Annotated in this window: 14 protein-coding genes; 9 read left to right on the plus strand and 5 right to left on the minus strand. The window is 64.5% G+C overall.

Features of this window, described 5'->3' with window-relative positions:
- Positions 1 to 57 precede the first annotated feature (57 nt).
- The 4 genes from FNL56_RS22305 to arfB all read left to right on the plus strand — a co-directional run bounded on the left by FNL56_RS22305 (position 58) and on the right by arfB (position 4,281).
- The gene (locus FNL56_RS22305; protein WP_143575045.1) at positions 58 to 765 is read left to right on the plus strand and encodes a hypothetical protein; all 708 of its coding nucleotides are present in this window, start codon (positions 58 to 60) and stop codon (positions 763 to 765) included.
- A gap of 123 nt (positions 766 to 888) precedes the next feature.
- A complete protein-coding gene (locus FNL56_RS22310; RefSeq protein WP_143575046.1) occupies positions 889 to 2,271 on the plus strand; it encodes a M16 family metallopeptidase in 1,383 nt (460 codons plus the stop codon).
- Between the two features lie 2 nt (positions 2,272 to 2,273).
- The gene (locus tag FNL56_RS22315; protein ID WP_246661027.1) at positions 2,274 to 3,635 is read left to right on the plus strand and encodes a M16 family metallopeptidase; all 1,362 of its coding nucleotides are present in this window, start codon (positions 2,274 to 2,276) and stop codon (positions 3,633 to 3,635) included.
- A 226-nt stretch (positions 3,636 to 3,861) separates the two neighbouring features.
- Positions 3,862 to 4,281 (plus strand): alternative ribosome rescue aminoacyl-tRNA hydrolase ArfB, encoded by a 420-nt coding sequence (gene arfB, locus FNL56_RS22320; RefSeq protein ID WP_143575048.1) that lies wholly within the window; start codon positions 3,862 to 3,864, stop codon positions 4,279 to 4,281.
- Positions 4,282 to 4,366: 85 nt separating this feature from the next.
- Here arfB and FNL56_RS22325 read toward each other — a convergent pair whose 3' ends face one another.
- On the minus strand, positions 4,367 to 4,699 hold the full coding sequence (locus FNL56_RS22325) for a hypothetical protein (RefSeq protein ID WP_143575049.1): 333 nt from the start codon (positions 4,697 to 4,699) through the stop codon (positions 4,367 to 4,369).
- Positions 4,700 to 5,073: 374 nt separating this feature from the next.
- On the opposite strand from FNL56_RS22325, the gene FNL56_RS22330 reads away from it, so the two are divergent.
- The 4 genes from FNL56_RS22330 to FNL56_RS22345 are packed head-to-tail and all read left to right on the plus strand — an operon-like array spanning position 5,074 to position 7,980.
- A complete protein-coding gene (locus FNL56_RS22330) occupies positions 5,074 to 5,394 on the plus strand; it encodes a c-type cytochrome (protein ID WP_143576320.1) in 321 nt (106 codons plus the stop codon).
- Positions 5,395 to 5,790, plus strand: coding sequence for a VOC family protein (locus FNL56_RS22335; protein WP_143578292.1), 396 nt, complete (start codon positions 5,395 to 5,397; stop codon positions 5,788 to 5,790).
- 42 nt (positions 5,791 to 5,832) lie between these two features.
- Positions 5,833 to 6,375, plus strand: a complete 543-nt coding sequence (locus tag FNL56_RS22340; RefSeq protein WP_143578293.1) for a gluconate 2-dehydrogenase subunit 3 family protein — start codon at positions 5,833 to 5,835, stop codon at positions 6,373 to 6,375.
- Positions 6,376 to 6,411: 36 nt separating this feature from the next.
- Entirely contained in the window at positions 6,412 to 7,980 is a 1,569-nt protein-coding gene (locus FNL56_RS22345; RefSeq protein ID WP_143575051.1) for a GMC family oxidoreductase, read from the plus strand.
- A gap of 172 nt (positions 7,981 to 8,152) precedes the next feature.
- Here the strand turns inward: FNL56_RS22345 and FNL56_RS22350 are convergent, their stop codons facing one another.
- Positions 8,153 to 8,461: a ribbon-helix-helix domain-containing protein gene (locus FNL56_RS22350; protein ID WP_143575052.1), complete on the minus strand. Its 309-nt coding sequence runs from the start codon at positions 8,459 to 8,461 to the stop codon at positions 8,153 to 8,155.
- Between the two features lie 183 nt (positions 8,462 to 8,644).
- On the opposite strand from FNL56_RS22350, the gene mutL reads away from it, so the two are divergent.
- Positions 8,645 to 10,465: a DNA mismatch repair endonuclease MutL gene (gene mutL / locus FNL56_RS22355; protein WP_143575053.1), complete on the plus strand. Its 1,821-nt coding sequence runs from the start codon at positions 8,645 to 8,647 to the stop codon at positions 10,463 to 10,465.
- Between the two features lie 146 nt (positions 10,466 to 10,611).
- On the opposite strand, the gene FNL56_RS22360 is transcribed toward mutL, so the two are convergent.
- From FNL56_RS22360 to FNL56_RS22370, 3 genes are read right to left on the minus strand one after another with little or no spacing between them, the layout of a single operon-like run.
- The gene (locus FNL56_RS22360) at positions 10,612 to 10,998 is read right to left on the minus strand and encodes a VOC family protein (RefSeq protein ID WP_143575054.1); all 387 of its coding nucleotides are present in this window, start codon (positions 10,996 to 10,998) and stop codon (positions 10,612 to 10,614) included.
- A 60-nt stretch (positions 10,999 to 11,058) separates the two neighbouring features.
- Complete coding sequence (locus FNL56_RS22365) at positions 11,059 to 11,997, minus strand: sugar kinase (RefSeq protein ID WP_143575055.1); 939 nt, start codon at positions 11,995 to 11,997, stop codon at positions 11,059 to 11,061.
- A 4-nt stretch (positions 11,998 to 12,001) separates the two neighbouring features.
- Positions 12,002 to 13,021 carry an SPFH domain-containing protein gene (locus FNL56_RS22370; RefSeq protein WP_143575056.1) on the minus strand — a complete coding sequence of 340 codons (1,020 nt, stop codon included), beginning with the start codon at positions 13,019 to 13,021 and terminating at the stop codon, positions 12,002 to 12,004.
- Positions 13,022 to 13,138 lie beyond the last annotated feature (117 nt).

Raw genomic sequence — 13,138 nt, forward strand, 5'->3', positions numbered from 1 at the left:
GCGAGCGGACTGCGCCGGAAACGGCGATCCGCGAGACATTTGAACAGGATGAACCCGATGCGCGAGACCAACACGAGCGTCTCATTGGTGCACCCTTCCAACGGACTGAAGCGCAACCTGCGGCTGGCGGTCGCGATGCTCGGTATCGGCCTGGTGATGTCGGCCGGCGTCGCCCGCGCCGCGGACGAGGAAGACGACTCGTCGTTCGAAGACAAGGTTATCAAGAACATCATGTCGGGCCTTGGCGGCACCAACATGGAAAACCAGGGCATCGACTACCGCGAGCGCTCGCCGCTGGTGGTACCGCCCAAGATCACGCTGCCGCCGCCGGATGCCACCCCCGCCAACGTGCCGAACTGGCCGAAGGACCCCGACGTCCAGCAGCGCAACGCCGCGCGCCAGGCCCGTCTGGCCCCGAAGGGCGACCCGCGCGATTACCCCCGCTCGTTGACCCCGAAGGAAATGGAGCTGCAGCGCTCCAGGCCCACCGTTTCCGAAAGCTCCATTCCCGGCGATCCCAACAAGAACATCGTGTTGAGCCCCTCGCAGCTCGGCTATTCCGGCGGGCTGTTCAAGAACCTGTTCGGCAGCAGCAACAAGGGCGAGACCGCCGAATTCAAGGGCGAGCCGACGCGCGAGTCGCTGACCCAGCCGCCGGTCGGCTATCAGACGCCGGCCTCCGGCTACGCCTATGGCACCGGGCCGAAGGAAGTCCTGCGCAATGCGTCCGAACGCAACATCATGAGCGACAAGCCGCAGCCGTGAGCCTATCGGGCGCCGCTACGGCGTGACTGTTCGTTCCGTACCCCTTGAATTGCCCGTGATCGGCCAACACCTGAAAAGGGTTGGCCGACATTTCTCTGCTGCCGAGGAGCCATTAGCCCCGTCATGACCCCCACATCCCGATTGGCCGTGCGCTCCGCCGCGGCGCTGGCGCTTCTGTTCACCCTCGCGCCCGCCGGCGCGCAGACCATCACCGCGCCGCCGCCTGCCACCTTCACGCTGGGCAACGGGATGCGGGTCGTGGTGATCCCCGACCACCGCACCCCCGTGGTCACGCAGATGGTCTGGTACAAGGTCGGCTCGGCCGACGAGACCCCAGGCAAATCCGGCCTCGCGCATTTCCTCGAACATCTGATGTTCAAGGGCACCGCCAAACACCCGGTCGGCGAATTCTCGCAGACCGTGCTGCGGATCGGCGGCAACGAGAACGCCTTCACCTCCACCGACTATACCGGCTACTTCCAGCGCGTGCCGCGCGACAAGCTCGCCACGATCATGGAGTTCGAGGCCGACCGCATGACCGGCCTCGTGCTCAAGGACGAGAACGTGCTGCCGGAGCGCGACGTCGTGCTGGAAGAATACAACATGCGCGTCGCCAACAGCCCGGACGCGCGTCTGTCCGAGCAGATCATGGCGGCGCTGTATCTCAACCATCCCTACGGTCGCCCAGTGATCGGCTGGCACTCCGAGATCGAGAAGCTGGACCGCGAGGACGCGCTGGCCTTCTACAAGCGCTTCTACGCCCCGAACAACGCCACTTTGGTGATCGCCGGCGACGTCGACGCCACCGAGATCCGGCCGACCATCGAGCGCACCTATGGCGCGATTCCGGCACAGCCGGCGATCGGCGCGCCGCGCATCCGCCCGAAGGAGCCGGAGCCCGCCGGTCCGCGCACCGTGACGCTGGCCGATCCCCGCGTCGAGCAGAACAGCCTGCGCCGCTATTACCTGGTGCCGTCCGCCACCACTGCCGCGGCCGGCGAAAGCCCCGCGCTTGACGTGCTCGCCCAGTTGATCGGCGGCGGCAGCAATTCGTACCTGTACCGCGCGCTGGTGATCGACAAGCCGCTCGCGATCAATGCCGGCGCCGGCTATCAGGGCACCGCACTCGATAACTCGCAGTTCATGATCTCGGCGACCCCGCGCCCCGGCGTCGAATTCGCCGACATCGAAAAGACGATCGATGCCGTGATCGGTGAGGTCGCCACCAACGCGGTGCCTGCCGCCGACCTCGAACGCGTCAAGACCCAGCTGGTGGCCGAGGCGATCTACGCGCAGGACAACCAGGCCACGCTGGCGCGCTGGTATGGCGCGGCGCTCACCACCGGGCTGTCCGTCGAGGACATCCGCAGCTGGCCGGACCGCGTTAAGGCGGTGACCGCCGCACAGGTCCGCGATGCCGCGCAAAAATGGCTCGACAAGAAACGTTCGGTCACCGGCTATCTGATCAAGGACACCGCGCCGAAGCGCGAGGAGAAGCGCTCGTGAACATGATCCGCCTCACCCGCCGCGCGGCGCTAGCTTTCGTCACCACGGTCGCCTTCGCCGGCCTCACCGCCGCCCCCTCGCTTGCCGCGGCCAAGATCCAGCGCCTGGTGTCGCCGGGCGGCATCGAGGCGTGGTTCGTGCAGGACGCCACCGTGCCCCTGATCGCGATGGAATATGCCTTCGGCGGCGGCGCGGCGCAGGACCCGGCCGACAAGCCCGGCACCGCCAACATGGTCGCCAGCCTGATGGACGAGGGCGCGGCCGACCTGGACTCCAAGACCTTTCACGAGCGGCTGGAGCGCCGCGCCATCGAGCTCAGCTACAACGCGCAGCGCGACGCGTTTCGCGGCTCGCTGCGGATGCTGAAGGACCACCGCGACGAGGCCTTCGATCTGTTGCGGCTGTCGCTGTCGCAGCCGCGTTTCGACGCCGTCGACGTCGAGCGCATCCGTAACCAGGTGCTATCCAATCTGCGCCGCGAGAGCAGCAATCCGAGCTCGATCGCCAGCCGCAAATTCCTCGAAGTGGCGTTCGGCAGCCATCCCTACAGCCGGCCGTCGAATGGCACGTTGCAAAGCGTGCCGACCATCACCGTCGACGACATCAAGGCCTACAAGAGCCGCATCATCGCGAAGGACACGCTGAAGATCGCGGTGGTCGGTGACGTCGATCCCGACACGCTCGGCAAGTTGCTCGACCAGACCTTCGGCGGGTTGCCGGCGAAGGCCGATCTGGTGCCGGTCCCCGAAATCGTCGCGAGCAAGCCGCCGCAGAAAGTGTCCGTCACGCTCGACGTGCCGCAGACGGTAGTGACGTTCGGCTCGCCCGGCATCAAGCGCGACGACCCGAACTTCATGGCGGCCTATATCGTCAACCACATCCTCAGCGGTGGCACGCTGTCGTCGCGGCTCTATCACGAAGTGCGCGAGAAGCGCGGCCTGGCCTATGGCGTGTCGGGCTCGCTGCTGTGGATGCAGCATTCCGGCATCTACATCGGCAATACGGCAACCCGCGCCGACCGCGCCACCGAAACCGTCGACACCGTCGCTTCGGAAGTCAAGCGGATGGCCGAGGAAGGCCCCACGCAGATCGAGCTCGACGAGGCCAAATCCTATCTCAAGGGCTCGCAGATGCTGGCGCTGGACTCTTCCTCGAAGCTGGCCACCGCGCTGCTGCAGTACCAGATCGACAAGCAGCCGATCGACTACATCGAGAAGCGCAACGCCGTGGTCGATGCCGTTACGCTCGACCAGGCGAAGGCCGCAGCGAAGAATATCTGGGGCGACGGCCTGCTCACCGTCGTCGTCGGCCGCGCCCCGCAGGCCGCCGTGGCACCGACCGCGGTGGCACCGAAGGCGAACTGAGTTCAGAAGTTACCCCACCACCGCCGTCATCCTGAGGCGCGCGCATACTTCATGCGCGCCTCGAAGGATGGCCGCAACCTCAGCGCCCGCCTCCATCCTTCGAGGCCCGCCGAAGACGGCGGGCGCCTCAGGATGACGGGGAGTGTGCTTCGGCAAAGCAAAACTACGCCAAATCCGATATTATGCGATTTGCCGATTCCCGTCCCGGAGATCGCTTTGGTGCCCCATGCTGCGGATCGCGCGAAATCTTTCCATCGACGAGGACGACATCGAGGTGACGTTCGTGCGCGCGTCGGGTCCCGGCGGGCAGAACGTCAACAAGGTCTCGACCGCGGCGCAACTGCGCTTCGACAGCCGCAAGCTGGATATCCCCGAGGACATGGCGATCCGGCTGCGCGTCGCGGCCGGCCAGCGCATGACCAAGGACGGCGTGATCGTGATCCACGCCCAGCGCTTCCGCTCCCAGGATCGTAACCGCGCCGACGCCATCGAGCGGCTCACCGAACTGCTGGCCGAGGCCGCGTTCCGCCCCGTGACGCGGCGGCCGACCAAGCCGACTTTGGGCTCGAAGACCCGCCGGCTGGAAGGCAAGAAGCGCCGCAGCGACGTCAAGTCGAAGCGCGGCTCCGGCGGTTACGACGACTGACGTAGCATTCGAAAACGGCCCTTCCTTGCGGAAGGGCCGTGGTCGCGCTCGCGTTGGCCGCGAGCCATCCTGGCGTCAGATCGCGCTAATGGCGTTTGGTCGTCGATGCGGCACCGCCGGCGTCGAGTCCGTTGGGCGCAGCCTCCGGCGCCGCTCGGCCTGTCGCGCCGGCCGTGCCGCGCGCCGTTCCGCCGCTGCCGGAGCCTACCGTGCCCTTGGTCGCAGCCCCCGCCTTGGCGCCGGGCGTCTGGGCATTCATTTCGGTGTCGGCGCCTCCGGCCGGGCCGCGCTGCATGGCGCCGCCCTGCTGCGTCATCCCTGAGGGTGGCGTTGTCGATCCGGCGCCCTGCGCCAGAACAGGGCCGGCCAGCATGGCCGAAAGCGTAAAGGCGATCGCCGAAGTTTTCACAATCTTCATTCGATTCTCCTGGGTTGGTCGCGCGAGGACAGTGCCGCAGAAATTGCGCCGCCCACCGGTGGCGGGACCGTCGATCGCACGAGCATGTCTTGCGGGCGACGCAAGGCTCAAGGAAGTCCCCGCATGTGTCCGCAGTGCAGACAGGATGCGGTCATTGCGCGACGGTTTGCCCGGCTGCGTCATATATGCGGCGAAGCCCCCGCCGGCCGACGCTGGTTTGTTCGCTCCGACAACAGCCCGCTACTACCACTGCGGTCGCGCCGCGACCTAGGCTCTGCGCCATGAACGGTGATATCATGATGCGGCGCACCCTCTTTCCGACGATGCTGACATTTCTCAGCGCAGTGCTGACGATCGACGTGGCCGTCGCGCAGATGGCGCTGCCATCGGCCAAGCCGCTCGATGACGCCGCTTTGTTCAAGCAGCAATGCGCCACCTGTCACACCACCAATCTGAGCGACCCGCCGCGTCAGGGACCGGCCTTGCACAAGGTCGTCGGCCGCGAGGCCGGCAAGCAGGACGGCTTTCGCTACTCGCCGGCGCTGGCGCAGGCGCATTTCGTCTGGGACGAAAGCCGGCTCGATGCCTGGCTCACCAATCCGCAGGCGGTCGTCGCCGGCAGCAGCATGGCCTACCGCCAGTCGAAGCCGGAGATTCGCGCCGCCGTGATTAACTATCTCAAGGGACTGAACTGAATGGCCAAGCCTGTGCATTCGATGATCCGCGTGCTTGACGAAACCCGGGCGCTGGATTTTTACGTCCGCGCCTTCGGTCTTGAAATCGCCGAGCGACTGGCGTGGCCGGATTTCGCGCTGATCTATCTGCGCCACCCCTCGTCGCCGTTCGAGCTGGAACTGACGGTGAATTTCGACCGCAAGGAGCCCTATGTAATCGGCGACGGCTACGGCCATCTCGCCGTCGTCGTCGACGACGTCGATGCCGAGCACGCGCGCTTCGAAAGCGAAAGACTTTCGCCGGGACCGCTGCGCGACTTCAAGCATGACGGCCGCACCATGGCGCGGTTCTTCTTCGTCAGCGATCCCGATGGCTACAAGATCGAGGTGATCGAGAAGGGCGGGCGTTTCGGATAAGACGAAAATTACAACAACCAGGAACTATTCAGGGAGGATCACATGAGAGAAGTCGATCGACGCGGCCAGTACAGCCGCCGGATCTTTCTGCAGGGCGCAGCGACCGCCGTGCCGGTGGTCGCCGCCATCGGCGCCGCCGGCATCGAGGACGCCTGGGCCGCCGACGCCACCGCGCTTGCGCCCGCCACGCTGAAGACCATGGTAAAGGTCGCGCGCGACATCTATCCGCACGATTTCCTCGGCGACAGCTACTACATCACCGCCATCAAGCCATGGGATGGCAAGGCCGCCGCCGAACCAGCCGTCAAGGCGATGCTGGAAGACGGCGTGCGCCGGCTCGATGCCGACGCCAAGGACCGCCACAAGGTCGCCTATGCGCAGGTGCCGTGGGAGGCCGACCGCGTCGTGCTGCTGCAGGGCATCGAGCAGACCGCGTTCTTCATGACCTTGCGCGGCGACCTCGTGGTGTCGCTCTACAACCAGGAGCAGCTGTGGCCGAAATTTGGCTACGAGGGCTCCTCGGCCGAACATGGCGGCTACATCAAGCGCGGCTTCAACGACATCGACTGGCTGCCGAAAGCCTGAACGACATCGCGCAACAATTGGTTGGGAGGATACAGCATGGCTAAATTCGATCTCAATGACGATGGCGTGGTAGTAATTGTCGGCTCCGGCGCCGGCGGCGGCACGCTCGGCAACGAACTGGCGCAGAAGGGCATCAAGGTGGTGATCCTGGAGGCCGGTGCGCGTAACGAAATCCAGGACTTCGTCAACAACGAATGGGAGAGCTTCACGCAGCTCGCCTGGACCGACATGCGCACCACCTCTGGTTCTTGGCGCGTCGCGAAAGACTTCGCCAACCTGCCGGCCTGGATCGTCAAGTCGGTCGGCGGCTCCACCGTGCACTGGGCCGGCGCGTCGCTGCGCTTCGACGAGCATGAATTCCGCACCCGCACGATCTATGGCGCCGTGCCCGGCGCCAACCTGCTGGACTGGCCGCTCACGCTCGCCGAGCTGGAGCCGTGGTACGCCAAGGCCGAAAACAAGATGGGCGTGACCCGCACCAACAACATCCCCGGCCTGCCCGGCAACAACAACTACAAGGTCATGGAGGCCGGCGCCAAGAAGGTCGGCTACAAGGATGTCCATACCGGCCGCATGGCGATCAACAGCGAGCCGCGCGACGGCCGCGGCGCCTGCCAGCAGATCGGCTTCTGCTTCCAGGGGTGCAAGTCCGGCGCCAAGTGGTCGACGCTGTACACCGAAATTCCCAAGGGCGAAGCCACCGGCAATCTCGAAGTACGGCCGGGCTGCATGGCGCTGAAGATCGAGCACGACGCCTCCGGCAAGGTCACCGCGGTGGTCTACGCCGACGAGGCCGGCAAGACGCAGCGTCAGCGCGCCCGCATCATCGCGGTGGCCGGCAACTCGATCGAGAGCCCGCGCCTGCTGCTCAACAGCGCCTCGAACATGTTCAGCGACGGCCTCGCCAACTCCTCCGGCCAGGTCGGCCGCAACTACATGCGGCATATGACCGGCAGCGTCTATGCCGCGTTCGAGAAGTCGGTGCACATGTATCGCGGCACCACCATGGCCGGCATTATCCGCGACGAAGCGCGGCATGACCCGTCACGCGGCTTCCTCGGCGGCTACGAGATGGAGACCTTGTCGCTCGGCCTCCCGTTCATGGCGGCGTTCCTCAATCCCGGCGCCTGGGGCCGGCCATTCACCAGCGCGATGGAGCAATATCCGCGGATGGCCGGGATGTGGCTGGTCGGCGAGGACATGGCGCAGGAAACCAACCGCATCACGCTCGATCCGAAGGCCAAGGACAAGTTCGGCATGCCGGTGGCCAGCGTGCATTACGATGACCACCCCAACGACATCGCGATGCGCGACCACGCCTACCGACAGGGCGCGGCGGTCTATGAGGCGATCGGCGCCACCGTGACCTATCCGACCACGCCCTATCCGAGCACCCACAACATGGGCACCAACCGGATGAGCGCCAAAGCGCGCGACGGCGTCGTCAACAAGTTCGGCCAGAGCCACGACATCAAGAACCTGTTCGTCTCCGACGGCAGCCAGTTCACGTCGGGTGCGGCGTGCAACCCGACCCTGACCATCGTCGCTTTGGCGATCCGCCAGGCCGACCACATCGCCGGCGCGATGCAGAAGAAGGAGATATGAAGCGCTCTTCCTTCACCTCTCCCGCTTGCGGGAGAGGTCGGAGCCTCGCGTCAGCGAGGCTTCGGGTGAGGGGAAGCCACGGGCTCGCTGCCGCCCTCACCCGTCTCGAACACGCGACGCGTGTCCGATCCACCCTCTCCCGCAAGCGGGCGAGGGTAAAAAGCGCGCTTTCCTACTCCGCCGCAGCCATCATCTGCGCGGGGTCGAAGGCCGCGGGCATCGCGGCGCGCGCGCGGTAGATCAGGCATGAACAGCGCAGCAAGGAGGCAAAGTTGCTGACCTCGCCGCGGTGATCGAGCACCTCGTCGTGCAGCATGGTGCAGAATTTGGCGAGGCTGAGCCCCTGCTGGGCGGCGATTTCCTCCAGCGTGTCCCAGAACGCCATCTCGAGCCGGATCGAGGTGCAATGACCGCCAATCCGCAAGGAGCGGGTTTGCGACTCGTAGTCGCGCGACGGCTGGTGGGCGAACAGCGTGCACATGGCGTTTCCCTGACGTTTTTAGAGCTTTTCCAAACGATATACCCGGTCGTGCGCCGTCACAATAAATTCGCTGTGTTCGGCGCACGGAACGGGGCGCGATAACACCGGGGAGAGATCGCCGCCGGCCCTCCCTTTGCCCGGCCATACCGCCTAAATTGACTCTCCCAGTTCCCGAGTCGAACCATGCCCGTCCGCCAGCTGCCCGAAACCATCGTCAACCGCATCGCCGCCGGCGAAGTAGTGGAGCGGCCGGCCAGCGTGGTGAAGGAGCTGGTCGAGAACGCGATCGACGCCGGCGCGACGAGGATCGACATCTTCACGGACGGCGGCGGCCGCAGGCGGATCGGCATCACCGACGACGGCGCCGGCATGACCCATGCCGACCTTTCGCTTGCCACCGACCGCCATGCCACGTCCAAGCTCGACGACGAGGACCTCCTGGCGATCCGCACGCTCGGCTTCCGAGGCGAGGCGCTGCCCTCGATCGGCTCGGTGGCGCGATTGGGCATCACGACGCGGCATGCCTCGGAGCCCCACGCCTGGTCGCTCCATGTCGACGCCGGCGACAAATCCCCGATCGTGCCGGCGGCGCTGAGCCAGGGCACCCGCGTCGAGGTCAGCGATCTCTTTTATGCCACGCCCGCACGGCTGAAATTTCTCAAGACCGATCGCACCGAGGCGGAAGCCATTCGTGAAGTCGTGCGGCGACTCGCGATGGCGCGGCCGGACGTCGCCTTCTCGATGGCCGGCGAGGAGCGCGCGCCCGTGACCTGGGCCGCCGCACTCCCCGGCCCGGCCGGGCAATTGACCCGGCTCGGCGACATTCTGGGTGCGGAGTTTCGCCTCAGCGCCATCGAGGTCCGCAGCGCGCGCGAAGGCGTGATGGTCGAGGGCTTTGCCGCCGCCCCCTCGCTGACGCGGGCGAACGCGCTCGGGCAATACCTGTTCGTCAACGGCCGCCCGGTGCGCGACAAGCTGATCATCGGCGCGGTGCGCGCCGCCTATTCCGACTATCTGCCGCGCGATCGCCATCCAATAGTGGCTTTGTTCGTGACGCTGGACCCGCAGGAGGTCGATGCCAATGTGCATCCGGCCAAGACCGAGGTGCGCTTCCGCAATGCCGGCTTGGTGCGCGGGCTGATCGTGCATGCGCTGAAGGAAGGCCTGGCCCGCGAGGGCCGCCGCACGGCTGCTAATAGTGACGGCGCGGTGCTGGATTCCTTCCGACCGAATTTTTCGCCGAACTTTCCGCCGCGGCGGGACGCCAACTGGGACTGGCGGCAATCGCCGTCCTATCCCGTCGGCCCGATGCCCTCCTTCGATGGCTCGGCGGCGCTCGCCGAGCCAGGACAAGCTGCCTTCGACGTGGGCGGGCCTTCCGCCGACATGCGCTTAGAGGCGGCGCCGAACAACGACCTGATCGACCGGCCGCTGGGCGCCGCGCGCGCGCAATTGCACGAGAACTACATCGTGTCGCAGACTCGCGACGGCATGATCGTGGTCGACCAGCACGCCGCGCATGAGCGCATCGTCTATGAGCGGCTGAAGGCGTCGATTGCCGCGAACGGCGTGCAGCGGCAATTGCTGCTGATCCCGGAGATCGTCGAGATGGACGAGGCGACTGTCGAGCAGTTGCTCGACCGCGCGGAAGAACTGGCCGGCTTCGGCCTGGCGATCGATTCCTTCGGGCCGGGGGCGGTCGCGGTGCGCGAGACGCCGTCGCTGCTCGGCAAGACCAATGCCGGATCGCTGCTGCGCGATCTGGCCGAGCACATGGCGGAATGGGACGAGGCGCTGCCGCTGGAGCGCCGGCTGATGCACGTCGCGGCCACCATGGCCTGCCACGGCTCGGTGCGTTCGGGACGACGGCTGAAGCCGGAAGAGATGAACGCGCTATTGCGCGAGATGGAAGACACGCCGAACTCCGGCCAGTGCAACCACGGCCGCCCGACCTATGTCGAACTGAAGCTCAGCGACATCGAGAAGCTGTTCGGGAGAAGATAGCTCCCCGTCGTCATCCTGAGGTGGGCGCCCGCAGGGCGCACCTCGAAGGATGCGGCGACGATTTCCGGCGCTCGCGGCCATCCTTCGAGGCCGTCGCAAGAGCGACGGCACCTCAGGATGACGGAGGTGTTTGTTGCGCGATCAGCTCACTGATACTTCGCGTCGCGATCCAGCAGCTCGATCGAGATGCCGAGCGGCCCGCGGATGAAGCACACCCGCACGCCCGGGCGGATCGTGGTCGGCTCCTTCGTGAACTCGATACCCTTCGCCTTCAAGGACGCAGCAACCGTATCGATGTCCTTCACCGCCAGGCCGATGTGATCGAGACCCTGATACGGCGTCACCGGCGGCGGGTTGACGCTTGAAGGGGCTTCCGCGAGGAAGATGATGCCGCCGCCGAGCTTGATGTCGGTCCGCGCCGGTCCCCGCACGATCTCGGCGCCCAGCGTGTCGGCGAACCACTGCGCCATCGCCTGGACGTCGGGCGTGCGAATATGGACGTGATCCCAAGTATAGTTCGGATAGGTAGACATCGATATTTTCCTGCTCATTCGTCATAGTGGGACCTCTCGGTCACCTGACAAACCCATCTGTCAAGCAACCAAGAGCCCCACACGTTCAGCAACTTCGATCGTGGCCTGGGTACCGGCATTGAATTCAAGGAAGTCAATCTCGAGGCCATCGCTGAAAATAACACCATGTTCAGCCATCTCGGAAACGATGGTTACGGGATTTTGCGGAATAATTCGGCCAACCACGAGGGAGGCGCCCGTCGTTTTGCTGGGGAAAGGCTCACGAACAAAAAAATTAAGAAAATTGGCATCCCAGGGAAATGAGGCATCAGGAGCCCGCGCCGGCATCTCCGTTCCGAAGGTGTCCGCCGCGGCTGTCCAGCCCGCATACAGGCTCTTCAGCCAGCCTGTCGACCCCATGCCCGTCGAGACGATGATTCCGCTGGAAGATTGACGCTCCTCGCGATCACCGACCTTGATTGTATAACGGGCCGAAACGTGGCTGCGTGGACCAATGAAAAGATCGTTGACTGCGTAGAGCACTGAGCCGGTATTGAGCGAGGCCTTGGCCATTGTCACCCGCCGTATCGGTCGGCGGTTAGCAATCTCCTCGAGCATGACCTTGCGCAGATCCCCCGAGCAAAATGGCAGCAGCACGCCGTCCCACCGCTTTGGATCGGGGTTCACGCCTACCACGTGTTGGCGGTCCAGATATTTGAGTGTGTTCGCCACCAAACCGTCCTGGCCCAGGACCACCACGATATCATCAGCCCCGAAAATAAAATTACCAAGGTACTGTCGGTCGACACGCTGAACCCGTCCGACAGTTCTCAGAATGGCTTCGACTTCACCCGTGGCGGCGCGGTACTGGCTGTGTTCGGTCAGATAATCCCCGAAGTCGGCACCGAGATGCTCCACATAAAATTGGGCCTGCTGGACGGTGTTGAACCGTGTGATCAGTTCGTCAAGCCGGGTTGGACGAATAATCAGAACGATCTTGCGGGTGTCTGAAGCGTCCATGGCGTCACCGGGATGCCTCTGGACGTATCATTTCCCTTAGCAGGTCTGGCGATACGTTGAGCTGTCCAATTTTGGCAGCATTGTCAGCGAAATCCCCGAAGGCGAGCGCCATAAGCTGTCCTGCATCCATACCGACGGAAGCCAGCACCTGAAGGATCTTGGGGTCCGAGCCGCCGAAGGAGCGCATCATTGCTGCAACGTTCGCAGCCTTGGTTTCCGCCTCTTCGCGCGAGTTGAGCGATGCCAGGGCAACCAGTGCCTTATTCTGCTCCTCAAGCTCGATCCTTCCGGACATTTGCTCGCGCTCCATTTGCAGCCTTCGTTCCTGGACCGAACGCTCCGCGTCCATCTGTGCTTCGCGTACCTGCCTCTTCTTGTTTTCGACCGCAATCTCGGTGGCCAGTTCATTCTCCTTGATCATGCGCTCTTGCTCCACAGCAGCATTACGGCGCGAATACACGGCCTCGTCAGCACGGCGCAGCAGCGCCTCACGGGCTTCCGCCTCAAGAGCCTTGGCCGTTTCGAGCTTTGGTTTGACAGCGAGCAGCGAGAGGCCAAGCAACTCCAGGCCAAGCGCCTCCACCGTTGGATGGGTTTGCAACTGTTCTGCGACCCGGCCGACTAGCGCCTGTCCTGACGCAAGAACTTCCTTGAGGGTCAACGCCTGCACCTCGGCACGCATGGCGACCTGAACCTGCCCGATCAGACGCTGGGAGAGCTTCTGGGGATCCTCGGAGATATAGCCGCCCTTGGAATCCAGCGTGAAATTGAGAAGCTTCGCCGTTCGGTGCGGATCCGCAACCCGAAAGGTGATCTGGCCCTGTATCGTGACCTCCTGGAAATCAGCGGTAACTTCCGGGAAGATAAAGGGCTCGTTCACGCTCGCCGTTGGCACCACGACGATCGAGGCGGATGGCGCGAAGTACCAAAATGCCAGCCCGGCACCCTCTCGGCTGGGCCGACCGTTCCTGTACTGGATCACATACTGGGTTGGCTGCGTCTTGACGAAACGAAAACCTAACATGTCCGCCTCCCTGTGGTTTGGCAGCCGGGCACCGGCCAGAAGTAAAAAATACCACTTATTGTATATTGTCAATTAAGATAGTTTTTAATTTACACTAAGAAGGAGACTGATTAGGCT

The sequence above is a fragment of the Tardiphaga sp. vice304 genome (genome assembly GCF_007018905.1).
GTDB lineage: Bacteria > Pseudomonadota > Alphaproteobacteria > Rhizobiales > Xanthobacteraceae > Tardiphaga.